General features: G+C 45.3%; 9 protein-coding genes and 1 pseudogene. 2 read left to right on the top strand and 8 right to left on the bottom strand.

Features of this window, described 5'->3' with window-relative positions; translation table 11 throughout:
* The first annotated feature begins 56 nt into the window (after positions 1–56).
* Positions 57–569 (top strand): glycine cleavage system protein R, encoded by a 513-nt coding sequence (locus AAFX28_RS17405; protein ID WP_408689514.1) that lies wholly within the window; start codon positions 57–59, stop codon positions 567–569.
* A 116-nt stretch (positions 570–685) separates the two neighbouring features.
* Positions 686–1,636, top strand: a complete 951-nt coding sequence (locus tag AAFX28_RS17410; RefSeq protein WP_408689516.1) for an endonuclease/exonuclease/phosphatase family protein — start codon at positions 686–688, stop codon at positions 1,634–1,636.
* Positions 1,637–1,680: 44 nt separating this feature from the next.
* Here the strand turns inward: AAFX28_RS17410 and AAFX28_RS17415 are convergent, their stop codons facing one another.
* The 8 genes and pseudogenes from AAFX28_RS17415 to AAFX28_RS17450 form a co-directional block, all read right to left on the bottom strand.
* Complete coding sequence (locus tag AAFX28_RS17415; RefSeq protein WP_408689517.1) at positions 1,681–2,598, bottom strand: PstS family phosphate ABC transporter substrate-binding protein; 918 nt, start codon at positions 2,596–2,598, stop codon at positions 1,681–1,683.
* The gene (locus tag AAFX28_RS17420; protein WP_408689518.1) at positions 2,588–3,211 is read right to left on the bottom strand and encodes an OmpA family protein; all 624 of its coding nucleotides are present in this window, start codon (positions 3,209–3,211) and stop codon (positions 2,588–2,590) included. The genes AAFX28_RS17415 and AAFX28_RS17420 overlap by 11 nt, the downstream gene beginning before the upstream one ends.
* Positions 3,211–4,521, bottom strand: coding sequence for a TolC family outer membrane protein (locus AAFX28_RS17425; protein WP_408689520.1), 1,311 nt, complete (start codon positions 4,519–4,521; stop codon positions 3,211–3,213). The genes AAFX28_RS17420 and AAFX28_RS17425 overlap by 1 nt, the downstream gene beginning before the upstream one ends.
* A 14-nt stretch (positions 4,522–4,535) precedes the next feature.
* Entirely contained in the window at positions 4,536–5,855 is a 1,320-nt protein-coding gene (locus tag AAFX28_RS17430) for an HlyD family type I secretion periplasmic adaptor subunit (RefSeq protein ID WP_408689521.1), read from the bottom strand.
* Positions 5,848–7,992, bottom strand: coding sequence for a type I secretion system permease/ATPase (locus AAFX28_RS17435; RefSeq protein ID WP_408689523.1), 2,145 nt, complete (start codon positions 7,990–7,992; stop codon positions 5,848–5,850). The genes AAFX28_RS17430 and AAFX28_RS17435 overlap by 8 nt, the downstream gene beginning before the upstream one ends.
* Before the next feature lie 18 nt (positions 7,993–8,010).
* A pseudogene (locus AAFX28_RS17440) lies at positions 8,011–16,829 on the bottom strand (type I secretion C-terminal target domain-containing protein).
* 337 nt (positions 16,830–17,166) lie between these two features.
* Positions 17,167–18,306 carry a carboxynorspermidine decarboxylase gene (gene nspC / locus AAFX28_RS17445; protein ID WP_408689525.1) on the bottom strand — a complete coding sequence of 380 codons (1,140 nt, stop codon included), beginning with the start codon at positions 18,304–18,306 and terminating at the stop codon, positions 17,167–17,169.
* Positions 18,307–18,581: 275 nt separating this feature from the next.
* Complete coding sequence (locus AAFX28_RS17450) at positions 18,582–19,841, bottom strand: carboxynorspermidine synthase (protein ID WP_408689527.1); 1,260 nt, start codon at positions 19,839–19,841, stop codon at positions 18,582–18,584.
* Between the last annotated feature and the right edge of the window lie 11 nt (positions 19,842–19,852).

Genomic DNA, 19,852 nt, shown 5'->3' on the forward strand with positions numbered 1-19,852 from the left:
TTCATCGCTGTAGAGATTGAATAGTCATGCCTTACTCAGCGCTAGGAGGCCCTATTATGAACACTACATTCATTGTAAATTTTGTCGGTAAAGCTACCCCAGCAACCATTAAACAGCTTGCAGCGGTCACACATGAAAATGGTGGGAAATGGCTCATCAGTAAAGTTAACTTTATTGAAGATCAGGTCGCAGCGGTAATCAAGGTTGAGATACCCTCTGACAATGCTCTGTTAGTTAAAGACGCATTCTCTTCCCATCCAGATCTACTGGTCCAAATTACCGATTCAGAACTACACAATCACAACATTGACACCATTTATCAGTTAAGACTCGACTCCAATGATCGTGCGGGTATCGTCAATGAAATTACTCATGTTCTAGATGGGCAGGGAATCAGCATTCTAGACATGGACTGCCAACGTGTCTTTATAGCTGGTGGCGGTGGCGTTAGTTCGAGCCTATTCACTGCAAATATCGCAATGCGTATTCCGACAGAAGTTCTTATCGATGATGTAGCTAAAGAGTTAGAAGCGTTAAGCGAAGATACTCGTGTTATGGTAGAAGCTTAGTATTAAAAGCAGTCATTATTATCACTATTAGTGGCTGCTTTTCGATCTCCTATTCAAATACCTCGTAACAGTTGCTACTCTCATAGTTACTTACCCACCTTTTTACGGTAAATCCATTGCACGCAACAAAAACGGTGACCTTCGCCACCGCTAACTTATTTAACTTCCTCCAACCGCCTGATGCCTTCTACGACTTCGCAAACATCTATGAACAAGAAGCATGGGATGAGAAATGTCGATGGACTAAATCTCAGATAACAAAATTGAGGGCGGATGTTATAGGCTTGCAAGAAGTCTTTAGTATTGAGTCGACAAAGCAACTTTTAGCTGAGTGTGGCTACCCATACTTTGTCACCGTCGATACACCAAAGTTAGAAAGTGGCTACATCTACTCTCAACCCGTTGTTGCCGTCGCATCCAAGCATCCTATCCTAAAGTGCGAAAAGGTCGTACCGCCTAAAGAGCAAATGAAAGGATACATAACGACTCCACCAGCATTCAGTCGCTCACCTCTCAAAGCAATCATCGACGTTCCTAATTACGGCGAAGTGTCTGTTTATGTGTGTCATTTAAAGTCTCAGAGAGCAACCGAGTCGAGTGACAAGGAACTTAGCCAGCCTCTTCTAGGTAAATGGTTATCAAGCCAGCAAAGAGGATGGGAAGCCGTTATGTTGAGGCTGTTCATGGATGACCAGTATACCAAAACACCTACGCCAACCATTGTTCTGGGCGATATGAATCAAACGCTAAAGAGTGATATCACTAATCCGCTAACCACGAATTTAAACGACGATGAACGCGGTTTAATACTAAAAGACAGTTGGGAGCTTTGTGACAATGATGATTCCCACGCAGTCAGGCCTCCAACCCATTATCATTTTGCGAAAGGAAATGTACTCGACTACATTTTAATGTCACAAGAGTTTCAGCCTGACTCCCACTATTCTATCGCTGATGTCATTCGTTATGTCACGCTTGATCATCACTTGATCAATCCACAATTTGAACATGACAAACAGGCCAGTGATCATGCCTTTGTTGCCGTCACCGTTAAGCTTGTGGTCTAGAAATGAAAAAGGCGAGACACTTTGATGCCTCGCCTTCCATCTATCTACTTGTAACCACCTTCCACGATCGGCTTTTCAAGCCCCAAACGAACTTTGTTACGTCTAATAGCTTCTTCCGGTAAGCTGATAAAACCAAAGTCGTTCAGTGTCTCCTTAATCGAAGTATCCAAGGCCAAGCCGATAAACTTCTTTTCGTCATCAGTGAGGTAGTCTCGATGAGGAGGATAGTCTAGATACATGTAATAGACACTCGAAAGCGGGTAACGGCCCGATAAAATTGTTTCTTTATTAAGGTCGTAGGTTACGCCTCTATCATCAGTGACTGATAGCAATTTGTATTGATCGAAGCGATCTACATAAGTTACGTAAGCAACTGATGCTTTTTCACCGTCTAGCTTAGAGATCAACGCCTTTTCATCCACGACAAACTGGGTGGATACATAAGTCCCTTCTTTACAAGTTGTCCACTCGGTAAACTTCTTGTGAAACTTCAATCCACCATCAACGGCAAACGGCTGAAGAACCGGAGAGTCTTCGCTTCCCCACTCTGCCCAGCGAACTGGAGTCAAGGTCTCTTGGCAACCGAACACGCTACGAATCACATCAATCGGCAGTGCGTTATTTGGATTGTCGACGTTAGCGAGAAAGGCAACGACGTCCGCTGTAAAGTAAAGCTCTGTCGGTCTATAGCCTGTTTCAAGTTCAAACTGAGCGACTTCAAAATCTGTCCATTTTCTTGAACTGATACCGACGCGAATTTCACGGTTGATCATCGCACCTGGGATGTTGTTCAACGCTTGTATTTCAGGTGGTTCTTCTAGGTCTACCACTAGCTCTTTCAATAAAGGGACTAAATGGCTGTCTACGCCTACCAGCTCTTTTTGAGCCTCACTTTCTGCAAACACTTGAGATGAGAAAAGTGCGAACCCTAATATCGGTAGAGGTTTCCAATTACTGCTCATTTGTTTCCTCCACATCTGAATTTGAGTTCAAGTTGTTTTCCGAGCTAAAAATGTTCCAAGTTGGTTTCACAGATAAAACGTTAGTCACTACGACAGCTATTGCTCGACGTTTACGAGCATGTAACTGCTCAGTCACTGCGGTAGTTTGCGTAAACTCCTGCTCTGATATCCGTTCTGGGTTGATACCTTCAAGAACAAGCATCTCTCTAATAGTATGTGTTCTGCGTTTGGCCAAAGCTTTGTTGTATTCCAAGCTCGCTTCTGGGCTGGTATCACCCACTAGGATCACATCGCTAGCTGGATACTCTGTCAGTAATTGAACCAACTTATCTAACGGTTGTTGATGAGAAGAAACTTCCTGATCTTGGTCCATCGCAAAGAAGAAGCTCACCACGTTAGCTTTTTCATTAATTTGCCACTCGGTACACCCCACTCGATCTACATCGACATTTTCAGGGGTATTTGCGCACAAATCACGTTGATTGATCACGCCGTCGCCATCGTCATCTGAAAGGTCGTCAATTTGGTGACGCGTTGTTTGAATGTTAGGTTCTTGAGCACAACCTGCCACAAGTAACGCTAGAAGCGCTAAAGTCGTCATACGATACTTCATTATTTAGCCTCCTCTTGCCACTCTTCTGGGTGCTCTACCCTCAGTGCATAAGTTAATACGCCCATTGCATTAAACAGGCGATACGCTGCAAGTGTGTGGTCGTATTTGGTGTTGACGTAGTTGCGTCGCGCCAAAAAGACTTCTACTTTTGCATCCAGCACATCAAGTAAACTTCGGCGGCCCACCGCGAATTGTTGGATGTAACCAAGTTCAGCTATTTTTGCCGCATCTACGTTTTGCTGAAGGAGAACTTTTTGTTTATCCAACATGTCGTAAGCATTCCACGCAAGTTCAGTGCCTTCAGTTACTTCACGCTCGGTACGGATTCGAATCGCTCTCGCCTCTTCAACACGCCACGCTGATGACTCCACACGCGAGTCGGTAGAGAAACCATTAAAAATGTCATAGTCCATCGTCAGCATGATTCTCGCGTCTTCATCTGGCCCTTCAGCATTGCTGACGTTGTCATTCTTATTCGCATGCAGCTCAAGTTTGACTTCAGGGTAATAGCCGCCTTTTTCACGCCTCACTTCTTTACGAGCGGCTTCAAGGTCTAGGACGGCTGCGCGAATTTCTGGGTGATTCTCTATCGCCTGAGATTTGGCCACATCGACAGAACTCGGCAATAACGCATTGTCAAAAACAGGGTCGACAAGGTTGTCAGGTTTTTGCCCAACAAGACGTCGATATTGAACGGTCAAATCAAACAGATTATTTTGCGCTGAGATTAACGACGATTGTGCGGTCGCGACGCGAGCAGAGATTTGCGCAAGATCCGAGTTACTACTTAACCCTTTTTGCTTTTTGTCTAAGACGTCCTGGTAGATCTCTTGATGCTCTTTAACGTTACGCTCTGAAAGCTCCAACAAGGTTTGGGCTTTCAGCAGGTCTAGGTAAATACGGACAATATCCAACGACACATTTTCTGCACGAGAGATCAGGGTCAGACGCTGTGCCTCTGCTTCGTAACCAAGTCGGTCAACGTTTGACGTAGTTGAAAAACCATCAAAGATAAGTTGAGAAACCTTAAGTCCGAGCTCAGTTCGAGTTAAGCCCCTATCATCAGAGTCAATATAGTTCCCACTGTTGTATCGAGTCTCTTCGTAGCCAATAGCACCGTATACATTAGCTTGCGGGAGATATAGCCCACTAGCCGCTTCTTTATCTCGAATCACGGATTGAAAGCGAGAGTACTGAGCCATAATTTCAGGACTGTAGTCCATACCAAAAGCAACCGATTCTTCAAGAGAGATTGCTTGTGAAGACGCCGAGAACAGAATTCCCATCCACATCATCGTTTTCGAACGCATTCTATTTCCTTATTCTATCGTTCTCTTAGAGCGTTTTCTTTCGCCCTTAAAATTGGTTTTAGCCAGTAACTGAGTACTGTTTTTTCTCCGGTTAAGATATCCACTGCCACTTGCATACCCGGAATAATGGTAAAGCCAGACTCCTCAGTCTCCGAAGAGAGCGCAATATGAGCACGGTAATACGCATTACCATCTTCAGTTTGCAATGCATCCGCACTGACGTAAGTCACCTGTCCTTTGAGTCCGCCATAAATCACAAAGTCATAGGCAGAAAATTTCACCGTTGCTGGTAAACCTGTCCTCACAAACGCAATGTCTTTTGGAGCAATGCGCGCTTCAACAATCAGGTTACTGTCTTCCGGAATCAATTCCATAATCGGCTCACCCGGCTTGACGACACCACCAATCGTGCGAACAAAGATCTCTTTAACCCGACCATCAACAGGGGAAACTAATTGTGTCCTTTTCAACTGATCGGCAATCGCATGGCGACTCTCGCTCAGTTGAGCAAGTTTGGCTGTCACTTCATTCAGCTGTCCTTGTACCTTAGTTCTGAATTCAAGCGCGGTACTGCGTCTGTCTGTGATCGCTTCTGAGTACGCCGCTTTCTGTTTTTGTGCCACCGCTTCTGCACTGGCAATGTCACCATTGAGTTTAATAACGTCACGATTGAGCTTGAGCAACTCCACTTCTGCCACCGCGCCACTTTCAACCACTGCTTTTAGCATATCTCGTTCTTTTGTAACGATGTTGAGGCTGCTCTTCAAAGTTCTAATGTTGTGAAGCGTATCGCTATATGATTGAGCTTGCTGTTCAATTCTTAACGTAGATTCCTCAAGTTCCGATTTAATCTGCCCCATCCGCTCTAGATAGTTTGCTCGCGCGTTAATAAGCGCAAGGTGACTCTGCTCATTAATATCAAACCCTTGAGGAACAAATACGATTTGGTCTTGCCAAGGCAGTGACGAGCTCAACACTTTTATCGAATTGATCTCTGCTTTCAGTCTTTGCTGTTGTGCGTAGAGGGATTCTGCTTGCTGGTTGGACTCTTGAAAACTGGCCCTAAAACGAGTGTCATCGAGTATTGCGATTGGTTGGCCTCGAGTAACTCGTTCACCTTGGCGAACCAGCACTTCTTTGACTAATCCACCTTCAAGGCTCTGGATCGTCTGCACCGATAAACTTGGCACGACTTTCCCTTCACCAATCACCACTTCTTCAAGTTTTGCCCATGTAGCCCAACCAATGATTGCCGCAATACAAGCCGCACTGAGCCAGATGAGACGACGAGAGCGATAGGCTAAGTGTGCGCTGTTCCAAGGTGTACTAGTCATTTTGGCCTCCTCGTACAACAGACACCGACCTAACTCGACTGCGCCCAGAATTCCCAGCGGGTTGATTGAACACTTCCGAAGGAGAGCCATCCGCAATGACAGCCCCTTTATCGATAACTAAAATTCGGTCACATAACGCAAGAAAAGACGGTTTATGAGACGAGACAATAAGCGTTTTATCTCTCGGAAGGCTTTGTAAGCTATTAAATAGGCGTATTTCGGATGGCTTATCCAATGAAGCGGTGGGTTCATCTAAAATAATCAAGTTGGAATCACGATATAATGCTCGCGCTAATGCAACAGTTTGGCGTTGACCACCCGACAAGAAGCGCCCTCCTTCGCCTACCTGAGTTTCCAAACCATTATTGAAACGATCTAAATAGCTACTCAAGCCTGATAGGTTGACTGCATCCGTCAGTCGTTTTTGATCGACGCTACCACTACCTAACGTAATGTTGTCCACGACGCTTCCGTAAATGAGTTGGGTGCTCTGTCCTACCCACCCTGTTTTGTCACGTAACAAAGCCGTCGGCCAAAGCTGGCTATCAATAGCATCATAAAAAATCCGCCCTTGAGTCGGACTTAACTGTTTGGCAAGCAACGCAAGAAGTGTTGATTTCCCGGCACCGACAGCGCCAATCACGCCAATACGCTCGCCCGAATCGATACGGATACTAATGTCGGTTAAACATGGATTTAGAGTCTCTGGGTACTGATAGCTGACATTTTCTAATCGAACTGCCCCTTTAAACTCCCCCTGAGATAGCAATGAACCCTGCTCATCTTCTTGTTCAAGATCCATGATGCCTGTTAGGCTTTCGACCGCTGTTTTAGTTTGTTGGTAACGCAGCATAAGCATCGAGAGTTGATTAATGGAGGTCGCCGCTCTGCCACTGAGCATAACGATCGCGATCAATCCCCCCATACTCAGCAAGCCTTCTGATATTTGATAAACGCCTATCACGATAAGGCAAATAGTCACTACTTGCTGACTGGATTGAATAGAGTGAGCAATGATATTGGTGTATTGGCGTGAACGTACTTGCCAATCAGATAACGACGACGATAGCTGCTCCCATCGCTGTTGCATGATCCCTTGAGCATTGTTCTGCTTAATCTCATCAATATTGCTTAAACCATCGTAGAGATGGGCTTGTTTTTGAGTCGATAAACGCGCAGTCTCAGAATGTGTTTGCTCTATTTTTCCTTTCATTAGCAGCGACAATACAATCAAAAAACACATGACGCTCATCGGGACAAACATCATACTGCCGCCGAGCCAACCAATTAAGGCTAGAAACAGTAACGTAAACGGTAAGTCCACCAGCGTAGTGAGCGTTACTGACGTAAAGAAGTCTCGCACACTGTCAAATTCTTGCATCTGACGACTAAACGCCCCTACCGATTGAGGACGTTGCTCTAGCTTCATCCCCAACACTTTAGAGAACAGATTGGCTGATAGTTTATTATCAATATATCGCCCGGCTGCATCCGTTACTGAGCTTCGTGCTTCTCTCAATAACCAATCAAACACCAGAACAACTGTGACGCCAATGGCCAATACCCAAAGGGTGCTAAACGCTTGGTTCGGAACCACTCGGTCATACACATTCATTGTAAAGAGCGGAACAACCAAAGCGAGAAGGTTGATCAGTAAAGAGGCAACGAGAAGATCACGATACCAAGGCTTCACCTCGCGCAGTGTTGCCCATAACCAGTGTGTTGGCTTGTGATTGGTGGGGATATCCACCCTTGAATCGAGTTTTGCAGGCTTAGTCACTTGCCAGACTAAAGATTCTATCTGGCAGCTAAGTTCAGCTAGAGGTAGCGTTTGTTCTTCTGTGCCAGATTGGAGAGTAACAGTGCCATTGATGAGCGCACTAATGACCACCGGTTGATGAGTAGCACTGTATACCGCTACAACAGGAAAGCTCGCTTGAGCCAAATCTCGTTTGTGCAAGTTTTGCACCTCTAGAGAAAGGCGTTCTATGCCTCTTAAAAAGAGTGATTGGTCAAAACGCCCTTCAACTAGCGGCAGGCCACTCGAAAGATGCGTGCGGTGGCATTGCGTTTCAAAATAGCGCCCTAGCCACTCTAGCGTACTCAGCCAGAGGTCATCCTTTTGCTCGTTTTCCATCGATTATGTTCTATCCCTTTACTGCACAATGAGGTTTTGATCATCAATCATTTTTTGCAAGATATCAGATTCATTCACGCTTGATGTGTCACTGCCGTACAAATCGTTTAATGACACTCCTTCGAGAATGATCTCTTGCTGAATAGTCGAACCATCTGGTTTCAAAGACAATTTCACGTTACCGCTATTGTCATCCAGATCGATTTTAGCGTCTGCTGAACTGCCGTCCGTGACTCCACTAACAATCGCACTAATATCAATTGCATCACTGTTTTGAGAGTAGTCAAACGAGGCAATGGTATCTGTGCCAGAATTGCTGCTCACAATAAACAGGTCGTTGGCTCCATTCGTCCCTTCCAGTCGATTGTCTGCGATTGCCAAAAGAGTCACATCGATAACTTGGGCGATACCTTCTGCATCAGAGCCATTGAGTGACGCAGTCGGCTCAATAGCTAATTGGAATTCATCGGCACCTGAATAACCGCCAACGATCGCCAAATCAGCGATATCATCCATTGAAACGGTGTATTTACCATTTTCTTCAGTACCAGAACTCAGTAGTAAGCCGGAAGGCAAACCCGAGATAGTCACAAAGCCAGTTTCATCGGTGGCCGGATTAATCAAACTCAGCTCCAGCCCTAGAGGAATAGTTCCGCTAGCTTCAGCCACAATCGATTCATACTCTACGGTAAGGATAGGTTCATCTGGCTCTGGCGTTATGGTGATGACTAGATCTTCACTCGTCACATCACCCACGTCACTTTCAAGGTTTCCAAGGACGGTATTTTGATCGAACGTTGCGGCCGATATGGTCACATCCATATCACCGAAAGCATCACCAGGGAAAAAGGTAATCTTATCGACTTCATTAGATTTGACGGTGACTGTTGCCGTTGCGCTTCCATCCCCATTTGTGACGAAAGCACCGCTCTGAAGCCCTACTCTAACTTTGTCTAGACCATTCAGCGCAGAAGCATCTGAAGTAGGCTTAATCGTAAATGAGATGATGATGTACTCATCGCTATTGGTTTCAAAACTTGAGGCATCTAAGGTGATAACAAGTCCATCATTCTCTTCTCCCGAGACGTTATCAGGTAGGTCAACCAGCTCAACTCGATCACCAACTGGCAAAACGCCTACGGTAAAGTCTGAGTGAGTAAAGTTTAAGTCGCCATTTTCGAGTTCTTGAGTAATTGCCTCGAGCGAGAGTGGGATGTCGCCACTAAAGTCTCGTGGAGGAAGAATATAGACGTCAGCAAGGCGCGACGCATCAAGCTGCCATTCGTAAGTATTCTGTCCGTTAAAGTCAGCGTTATATCACCGCTGTAGTGCAAAGGTGGCACGACACTCACTTCATTTAATCTAGTAGGGTCAAGAATGGTCCAAGTGCCGTCATTGTTGTCTTGAAGAACATCGACAGGCCCTGATAGTGCCGCTCCTGCACTGATCGTAACAGTGAGCGAATTCACCGTCTCTTTACCCGTTGCACTATTACCTTCACCAGTGATGGTTTGCCCCGACTCAACACTATCCCCAAGAATAAGTTCTAAGTTCAAGTCAGTGGCAGTATCTTCTTTGATTGAAGTTGTATCACTACTTACTGAAATCTCATCAACCACGGGCGTCACTTGAATTGTGATGGTTTGCTGCGTGGTCACTGAGTCTCCGTTACATGGAGAGGTTTCAATCGTTTCAATCGTAAAGGTCAGGCAACCCGCAAAGTCCTCATCGACACCAGTCAGTTTTAGGTTATCAAGTGCTTCAGCGGTAATTGAATAACCGACAATATTACCGAGTCGATCATATTCAGCGGTGACACCATCGCCCTCGATCTCTACTCCATCAGGGAGAGAGTCTGCCGGAATATAAAACGAGAGTTCATTGCCATCATCACTCGCGACATCTGAATCTAACAAGCCTGAGAGATCAATTTCGTTCCCCTCTGGCTGTTTAATATCACCAGATTGAATATCACCAGGGGCCCCCACAGGGTCACAGCTACCGCCACCACCACTATGCCCTGTGATTTGGAGCTGGAATGTCGCGTCAATAAAGCGATCGTCTTCTCCATCTAGGGCTCGTGCACGGACAACAATATCCAACAAAGGGGTATCTTGAGGGCTAGAAATAGTCGCACCATTTAATATCTGAGCGAACGTTTCTTGGAAAGAGTCACTGGTTAACCCATCCGCTGGAATGATCCAATTCCCATCGGCATCTTGGCTAGCGCCATTAGGGTGACTAACAATTAAGTTATAACCATCTGGTACAATAATCAGAATGTAATCGAGGAATTCTGAGCCGTCGATATCCGCATCCACAAACGCAACTGCATCGGATATATCCACTGCCGACCCATCGTCACTTGAATAGATCGCGCCAGACCCTTCTAAGCGCGTATCCAGTTCAACTTTTGCGTTTACCGTAACACTCAGGCTACCCGTAATTTCTTTGACGTCTGTTGCGCCTGTTGGGGATGTATCCGTCACTTCGTATTTAACATTGATGTTGAATACACCGGCAAGGTCTTCGGTTGCCACAACACTAAGGCGTCCACTATTGAGTAAGTCATCCAAAGTGGGTGATGTCGCATCGGTTAGCGCGGATAGATCCAACCCAGAAGCCCCCACGACAATCGGAGAGCCATCAAAATAGAGCGTCAAGTCCGAATCAAGTGACACAATCGTGTACCCTGTAAGGCTCTCGCTTCCATCAATATCTTGGTTTATTGATGGTGTAAGGTTAAGACTAATACTTCTGTCTTCTATACCTTCGGTTGCAATCACCTGTCCATCGGTTTGATCCACTTTCGGTAGCAATTCAATCTCCACGGTCATTGGGAATTCACCAGAGTCCCCATCAGGCTCCGTAGAGATAACGATCACATCAAACGTTAACTCACCGCTGAAATCTTGTACCGGTTTTAAATACAACGCAGCTAAATCCGCATTACTGACCTGATAGACAGGCCCAGTAGTAGGGTCAACATACGCGATGGTCAATGCGACAGGAACGCCCGAGGAATCAACCAGTACGGTACCATCAGGAATACTGGTAAGCAGTATATTCAGTTCTTCTGAGACATCGTCGTCGGTTGTTTGAACAAGGAAATCCAACGCAATCAGTTCATCTTCATACAGATTTGCAAGATTACTGATGACTTGGGTGCCTTCATCAAATTGCCAGTGTCCTTCTCCACCATCAACCACTGTTGGTTCATCAACCACACCTTTCAAGAAAACGGTGATTTTCTCTCTTGGACTGGAAGCTTGAGGGTTCGAAGGAATCAGCCCATCCTGAGTTGATTCCGTCGAGATAGCCGTCACGTAGATCTCTAAGTCTTCGGTAAACGAACTGATGTCTTCTTTCGGTATGAGCGTCACACTGCCGTTTGCGAGATCGTCAGCCGTCACTGTATAGGAATTTGCGCCGACTTTCGCTCCACCAACGATCTCCCAACCATCCTGAACCTCAATGAGAATCGAAAGGGTCTCAGATCCGTCCGTATCCGTTAAGTGCGCAAAGATATAGTCTTGAAGGTTAATAACGTTGTCTTCGAGATCTTTTATATCTTTGACAGACAGCACCGGTGTATCTGCATCTGGGCGAACATTCACCACAACTTGCTGAGATGTTTCAGCTTTTTTGTCATCATTAGAAACGAAGTTGTTACCATCTTCAATCGCGACCGCAGTAATATCAAACGTAAACTGGCCGGCTACGTTGGCATCAGCGACGATTTCCATCTTATCTAACTGAGTTTGCGAATACTGTTTACCTTCCGTAATAGCAACTCCGTTGATATAGATAGTGATCCCTGTAGGTACATTGGAGATTGTGTATTTTAACGTTTCAGAACCATCGGTTTGATCGACTAGATTGGCGGTGATATCTAAATTGAGTGACGTGTCGGCATCTTCTACAACTTCATAAGTGAATACAGATGTCCCCCACTCCGGCGTATCGGCAACAGGAAGTATAGATACGTCTAGTGATTCCGTTAAATCTCGTGAGCCAGTATCGCTGGTAATGGTCGCACCAACCGCAAGCGAAATTGAAATAGTGGTATCGGATTGATGAAGTGGTGGCTGGTAAGTGAGCGTCCCATTGGGTACGACCAATTCTGGGTTAGTTGCATCCAATTGAGCGCCAGACAGTACAATTTCCCCCCCAACAGCGACGAGTGCGACTCCGTTAAGATAGAGAGTGCCGCCCTGAAGAGAGGTTTCTGTAATCGTCATTTCAGAAACCGCTTCATTTTGGTCAATATCACCCGTTGAAACAGTAATAGTAAGGGTTGCTGGGTTATCTTCCCTTACCTGCACATCTTCGACACGGATGAAACCATTGTTATCACCGAGTTGAAGTGTGACTTGGCCACTATCCACATCCCCGTCAAAATCTTCAATGGTGAACTTAAGTACATCGCTTAATTGCGGATCCGCATTGACGTCACTATCCGTTACTATGGTATAGGTACCATCGCGATTGATCGTCAATGTACCGTAGCTGGTGGAGTCATTATCGTTGTAAAGCGGGATATTAAATGATGTGTCACTGTCTGAGAACGTATAAGTAGTGAAGTTACCATCGCCATTGGTGTCATACTCAACGTTGAGTAACTTACCACCATCAGCGCCAACACGATTATTAATCGTAATAAGATTACCGCTCTGATTGTCACCTTCAATAAGGTTAAGCGTTGAGTCCCCTGCAACAGGTACATCATCTGTGACGTTGACCGTGTACTCCACTGCCGCAGAGCTATCTCCATCAGCATCGGTCGCAGTGATGGAGAAATCAAGCTCAAGGTTATTCATACCCGCAGCAGTGGCATGATCGAGCGGAGCGAGCAAAACGAACTCAACCGTCGCGTCTAAATTCAAACGTATTTGGAAAACTTCGTTATTCGAAGAATCTACACCAACATACCAACCATCAATGTCGACGTCATTTAACGTTATTGCCCGACCTCCACTGGTATAGCCTAGTGCATCAAACGCAGCAGTATCAATTTCAATGGAGACGATGTCGTCAGAGCCTTCAATAAACTCAATCGAAGGAGATATTGCTTCTGCCCCCGTATCTTGACCATCACCATTAAGGCCGTCTTCATCGACAGTTATTGAAGATACAACGGTAAGCTCAGGGTTAACCCCATCATAAATTTTGATGGTAGAGGTGACTGAGTTTTCACTGCCATCAGAGTCTTCGGTGTAAACAGGTATTGGGATATCAAGAGAGAGATCATTGCCGCTACCAACATGGTCAATCGATTGATAAAGCTCCAAGAAAACGTCAATCGTCGTCGTTGAGCCCGGATCAAGAGAGAAGTCACTCGGTAAAGAGATTAAAAAGACCGACTGTCCGTTAGGTAAAATGGCGTCATAGCTGCCGTCACCATTGTCTCGCCAAGTGATTGCAACACCATTTTGAGTTATCTGATCACCATTGGAATCTAGTACCGGATCGCCAGTAGACACGTCAAGACCAAGGAAAACTAACGGGTCAAATGAAGAGCTGACGTTAAAGCTCACGTTGGCCGTCGTGCCTGCACTGACACTGTCTACAATAGGCACCTCTGAAAGCTCAACCGTTCCTGACCCAATGGTAGAGTCCCCACCGTCGGTAATCGTTATATCAAGTTCAAGCTTGGTGACATCACCATCGTTATCTTTTGCGGTGACAACAACGGGGATAGGGTCAGAGCCGTTAACTTGGTCAATGGCTCGCTCCAACGTAAACGTGTAGTCAATTGATGCATCTGAGTCATTGGCAGGCTCTGTAAAGCTCACTGTGAAAACAAGAAGATCAATTTGACCACGCGTGTCTGGATCTTCTGTATAGGCAGATAAAGAGCCGTCGCCATTTACAACATAAATTAGGTCTGCTCCACCACTGGTTAAACTAGGCTGATCAGCGGCATCGAAATAGACAGAGTCCAAATAGTCACTGCCAATGTCCAAACTGAACTGGCCCGTTTTAGACACAGGGGCTGCTGCAAGTTCGGTTTCATTGATCGAGATTGAAGTTGCATTGCTCAACAAAGGATCTTGTCCATCCGATATTGTCCACTCAAATCGGCCGCTATCTAACGCAGTGCCATCGAGATCTATCCCCGTGATATCAAGGGGCAGTATCACATTGTCGCTAGCAAGTAAGTGGCTGATAGGTTCAGACTGAACCAGTTGAATAGTGGCCGTCACATCGTTACCGCTCGCAACTCCGCTTAGCGTTAAGGTGAAGATGACATTCCCACCAGAAGAAGCTGTAATAACGGTATTACCAGCACTCAGTACATAATCGATCGACGTGAGTGTTAACGTCGACTCCAGTCCTAAAGATTCAAGTAACGTAATAGTATTTGGGTCAAATTGCAGTGAAGCTGGGTCTGGGTTATCCGATCCCGCAGTTACAGTAAATGTTGCATTTTGGGTCAGGTCACCATCAGTAAGGCTATTTTCAATGGTCGTTATACTCCCACCATTTACAGCCCCTTGCTCGCCGTCGGAAATATTAATCAAAGCAGTCGCACTACCGAAGTCTTGACCCGCGTCCCCAGCAATATAGTTAATCGTCACTGACTGCGAACTGGTGTGGTCTAGGTTTCGACTCGCCACTAACGTCCAGTGTCCATTTTGAAAAACCGTTAACACCCCTTCTGCCAAATTGAATATTGCTGGCTGAACATTAGTCACGGTTTTCGTCACGCCATCGACTTCGACTTGGCGCACAAATAAATCACCATCAAGGTCAATATCGTTGTTGAGTAAGTTTCCTGATGATGTTGTCCCTTCGACCATCTCGTAGGTTTCACCAAATACTAGAGGCTCAGAGTCTTTAATCGTAATAGGCAGATGAGCAATAACAGTCTCGGTTGTGCCGTCGCTGTCTGTTTGCGTACCTTCTAGCAGAATCGCTGTTTGCAATGAATCGAGGTCGGCGCCCTGATCGATGGCTTGAAAGAAAGTGACTCGAACTTGGTCACCAATAATCGTTGCGGTGAATACAAGATTATTTGCTGAATCACGCGCCTCTAAACTCTGCGCGTCCCCTGCTACGGTTACACTAACGGAGTTGCCTTGAGAGGTTATACCAGCTGAGAGGGACTGATCACTATAAAACTTAAAGTCGGCGAACTCGACGTTGATGTCCGAGTTTTTCGCTTCAGAACCAAAAACACCAACAATAGCTTCAGCAAAGGTAAGCGAGTCTGGAAGAACGATTGTGGGCATATCATCAATCGCTTCATTACCAATATCGTTGAGAACTTTCGCCTCGATAGTCCAAGTTTGATTCAAATCGAGTGAAGATACATTAATGCCCGCAACTGACCAATTACCACTCACGTCAACAACGCCTTCGAATGCTAAATCCGTGACACCGTCACTCACTAGAATATAGACAGGAAGCCCTGACGATACTCCCGTCGTTGTGCCCTGCATCGTTGTTAGATTGCCTGTTCGGAAATCGAGAATGCTGAAGCCTGTTAACGTATCAATATCGATCGTCGGTACAGTCGTGTCGATGGTTGTCGATGTGTCCGTAGTGGTTGCTGGGTTACCCGCAATATCGATAGTAGAGGCTTCAACGGTAACGACCCCATCAGAAAAGGTACTTACATCAACATTTTCTACGCTCCACGCGCCGTTTTCGATGGTGGTAGTGAATTCGAGTCTCGCACCGCCACTATCAGTGACCACAACGGTCACCGTTTGCCCGTCTTCTACATCATTGACGTTACCACTGAATGTCGCTGATTGTTTTTCTGTGGTGTTGAGAACATTATCACCGCCATCTTCAACTTGAGCAGTTAATGAAGCAATGACATCTTTCACAATCGTATCGGTAAAGACGGCAGGGTTTCCGGCAATATCAATGGTTGAAGCTTCAACACTTAACACACCATCAACTAATCCGGAAAGATCAACAGTTTCAATACTCCAGCTGTTTCCAGACACAACGGAATCGAGAGTAATGGTTTGGCCATTAGCATCTGTGATAACAATCGTGATCGGCTGGCCATCTTGAACAAAACTAACTGACCCCACCAACTTACCCGACGCCACTTCAAACTGGTTGTAGTATTCATCACCAAAGCCATCGAAGTTGACTTCTATTTCGGCAAGCGTGTCTTTAATGGTTGTGTCTTGTGCTGAAACGCTGTTACCAAAATTGTCGGCAACGACGGCGGTAACAGAGAGGTCACCTTCGGACAAACCGGAAAGGTCTACCCCTTCGACGCGATAAGTTTCACCTTGCGTTGTAGCGGTCGTCGTAACGGAGTTACCATTTATATCAGTAATCGTGATTTGTACTGTTCGACCGTCTCGGATCTCTAGTGCAGTCCCCTCGATCGTGACACCTGGCACTTCAAAGCGGTTTTCGTATCCGTCTCCACCATCAAGAATATCAACGGTTAATTCAGCATTAGGACTAAGTAAATCGAGTATTTCTTCCGCGTCGGTTTCTTCCTCAGTCGCAAATGGGTCATCAGGTCGAGTATCAAAACCGGCTTGAGCAATGGTTTCATCTAACGTTGCTTGAACATACTGAACGAAAGAAGCACCTTGGCTATCCACATTATCGCCAGAACTTCCATCGAGAGAACGGTTATTAATTGAGTATTGCGCTAACTCATCGACGACTTGTTCAAGCTGCGTTTCAATCTCTTCGATCTCTTGCTCAGAGAGCTCGATGTTTTCACTTTCTACATTTTGAGTGACAACAACAACACCTTGCTCTTTTACCGAGTCACTAGGAATTCTCTGCCAAGTGCCGTCTGGTAACACTTGCCACAAAACTCCACCCACTTCGATATACAAAATTGGGGTCATCGGCGCTCCTTAAAGTCCTGTTATTCACTTCTGTTATCAAGAAAGTACGTACAATTCCATGTACTTATATATAAAACGTCAATCTGTTAATCTCTTACCTGTATCTCATAGCAACTTATTAATATCAACAATTATTAAACATAAAGTATTAAATAAATTAACTTCTCAAATAATCAAATTGACACAGCTGTATTAGATGCAAAAAACTACTGTTATTTTATTGAGCCTAAATTAGAAGTTTAGCTCAGTTTTCGCCTCACCTTTGAGACACCGCTTAACCCGCCCCATAACGTAAAAAACCTCGCAAATGCGAGGTTTTTTTATGATTCATAGTTATTTATTTGACCGACCACTGCGAAAGTGAACGCTTGAAGTCTGAGTAATCAAACTCATTCAGTTTTTGTATATCACCACTAGAACGTTCGCAGTAGACTGACGGCATACGTAGTCCGTTAAACCAGTTCAGCTTCACCATGGTATAACCAGCACTGTCCATGATATGGAGACGTTGACCAATCTCTAGTGGTTCATCAAAGCTTGCTTCACAGAACTGATCGCCAGCAAGACATGAGCAAGAGCCAATCACATAGTCATGTTGGCCGTTTTCTGATGCTTCAAGAATCGAAGCTGGTTCATCGTAAATAAGCGTGTCTAGACGGTGAGCTTCAGTTGCTGAATCAACGATCGCTGTCTTCTTAACGTTCTCAACGATGTCTACAACGGTTACAACAAGATCAGTTGTCTTAGTGATAATTGCTTCACCTGGCTCCAAATACATTTGAACGCCATGCTTTTCAGAAAAGGCTTTTAGTGCAAGGCCTAACTTTTCGATATCGTAGCCCGGCCATGTGAAGAACACACCGCCGCCCATACTTACCCAATCAAGCTTATCTAGGTATTCACCAAACTGCTCAGAGATAGAATCAAGTAAGCCAATGAATGCGTCTACATCTTTGTTTTCACAGTTCATGTGGAACATCACGCCATCGATATCACTAAAGATTTCTGGCTGAATATGATCAGCTTGTACACCTAAACGAGAGAACTGACGTGCAGGGTTTGCCAAGTCTTGACCCGCATAGCTTACGCCAGGGTTCAGACGAAGACCGATTGACGCCTTACCCTCAACAATGTGTCGGTAAGCGGCTAACTGAGACTGTGAATTGAAGATCATCTTGTCGCAGATGTCCGCAACTTCTCGTACATCATCTTCGCTGTAGCCCACACTGTAAGCGTGAGTTTCACCACCAAAAGTTTCGTGGCCAAGTTTGACCTCGAACGGGCCCGAGCTTGTAGTGCCATCTAAATAAGGCTTGATGATGTCGAAAACACCCCAAGTTGAAAAACACTTCAGCGCAAGCACTAGCTTCACGCCAGAAATCTCTTTTAGCTGCTTGGCTTTCTCTAGGTTTTCAATCAACTTATTCTCGTTGATCATAAAGTATGGGGTTTTAAGTTCTTCTTTCTTAAATGTCATTTCTATACGCACTCAAGCTACATCTAAAGATGGAAAAGGAAAATTATATGATTGGTGTGATTTAGTTTGATTTTGTCCTGTTCGAACGCAGTGAGTTACAAAATCAAAATAAATGATACCAACACTTTAAGATGGTCATCACCAAAAAGGGAACAGTCCTTGTCCCCTTTGATTCTTGTATTAACGCAGGAATTTCTCTTCAGTTCTAGGAGTCTGCGCGGAGTTTATAAGTATAAATGAGCACAGACGACAACGAAATGAAGAGAAATAACAAGTTAAGCTTCTTTATTCAGCTCGTGGATCAAAGGAAGACCTTGACCCGCTTCTAGCTCCTGAACATGCCAATCTAGCCCGATACCCGGCATAGTTTCTAGGAACGGGTCTGGGTTTAGCTGTTCCATGTTAAACACGCCTTTATCTGCCCATTCGCCACGGAAGAACTGAAGTGCAGCAGTGATTGCAGGAACACCTGTTGTGTAAGAGATCGCTTGGTGCTCTACATCTTCGTAAGCTACTTCGTGGTCAGCGTTATTGTAGATGAATACACTACGTTCTTTACCATCTTTCTTACCTTGAACCCAAGTACCGATACACGTTAAACCAGTGTAACCCGGTGCTAGTGACGTTGGGTCAGGAAGAAGTGCTTTCAATACGTGCAGAGGCTGAACTACTGTACCGTCATGTAGCGTTAACGGATCTGGGCTAAGTAAGCCAATGTCACGCATACAGTTGAAGTAGTTTAGGTATTTATCACCAAAGCCCATCCAGAACTCGATACGTTTTGCAGGGATAAACTCTTTCATTGAGCGAACTTCGTCGTGCGCCATAGAGTAAACTTTATGCGTACCACAGTTCGGGAAATCAAACTCTAACATACGAGAGTGACATGGAACTTGTTTCCACTCTTCGTTTTCCCAGTAGAACGAATCGCCTTGGATCTCAAGCATGTTGGTTTCTGGGTCGAAGTTCGTCGCGAATTTCTTACCGTGATCACCGGCGTTCACATCCATTACGTCAATCGTATCGATCTCATCAAACAGGTGCTTAACTGCGTATGCTGCAAATACTGAAACAACGCCTGGATCGAAGCCTGCACCAAGAATACCAGTGATGCCCGCTTCAGCGAACTTCTCACGGTAACCCCACTGCCAATCGTAAGCTTGAGGTACCTGCTGGCCTTCAGAACACAGGTCAACTGCTACTGATGTATCTAAGTAAGAGACTTTCGCTTGGTAACACGCTTCCATGATCGACATGTTTACCCACGGAGGACCTGCGTTGATCACTAGATCCGGCTGAACCTCTTTGATAAGCGCAACAAGAGCATCAACGTCGTCTGCATTTACAGCGCGTGCTTCTAGTTTCTTAGATGCATCTTTCAGGTTGTTTTTCTTCTGAATAGATTCGATGATTTTTTCACATTTAGCCACGGTACGTGATGCGATTGTGATATCACCTAGTACGTCGTTGTTTTGTGCCGCTTTATGTGCCACAACCCAACCAACGCCGCCTGCACCAATCTGTAGAATTGCCATAGTTTTCGTTA

It is taken from the genome of Vibrio sp. TBV020 (assembly GCF_046056895.1).
Classification (GTDB): Bacteria; Pseudomonadota; Gammaproteobacteria; order Enterobacterales; family Vibrionaceae; genus Vibrio.

Coding starts and splice junctions, on each gene's coding strand:
- AAFX28_RS17405 (WP_408689514.1), top strand. CDS start 57: ATGAACACTACATTCATTGTAAATTTTGTCGGTAAAGCTACCCCAGCA.
- AAFX28_RS17415 (WP_408689517.1), bottom strand. CDS start 2,598: ATGAGCAGTAATTGGAAACCTCTACCGATATTAGGGTTCGCACTTTTC.
- AAFX28_RS17420 (WP_408689518.1), bottom strand. CDS start 3,211: ATGAAGTATCGTATGACGACTTTAGCGCTTCTAGCGTTACTTGTGGCA.
- AAFX28_RS17425 (WP_408689520.1), bottom strand. CDS start 4,521: ATGCGTTCGAAAACGATGATGTGGATGGGAATTCTGTTCTCGGCGTCT.
- AAFX28_RS17430 (WP_408689521.1), bottom strand. CDS start 5,855: ATGACTAGTACACCTTGGAACAGCGCACACTTAGCCTATCGCTCTCGT.
- AAFX28_RS17435 (WP_408689523.1), bottom strand. CDS start 7,992: ATGGAAAACGAGCAAAAGGATGACCTCTGGCTGAGTACGCTAGAGTGG.
- nspC (WP_408689525.1), bottom strand. CDS start 18,306: ATGACATTTAAGAAAGAAGAACTTAAAACCCCATACTTTATGATCAAC.
- AAFX28_RS17450 (WP_408689527.1), bottom strand. CDS start 19,841: ATGGCAATTCTACAGATTGGTGCAGGCGGCGTTGGTTGGGTTGTGGCA.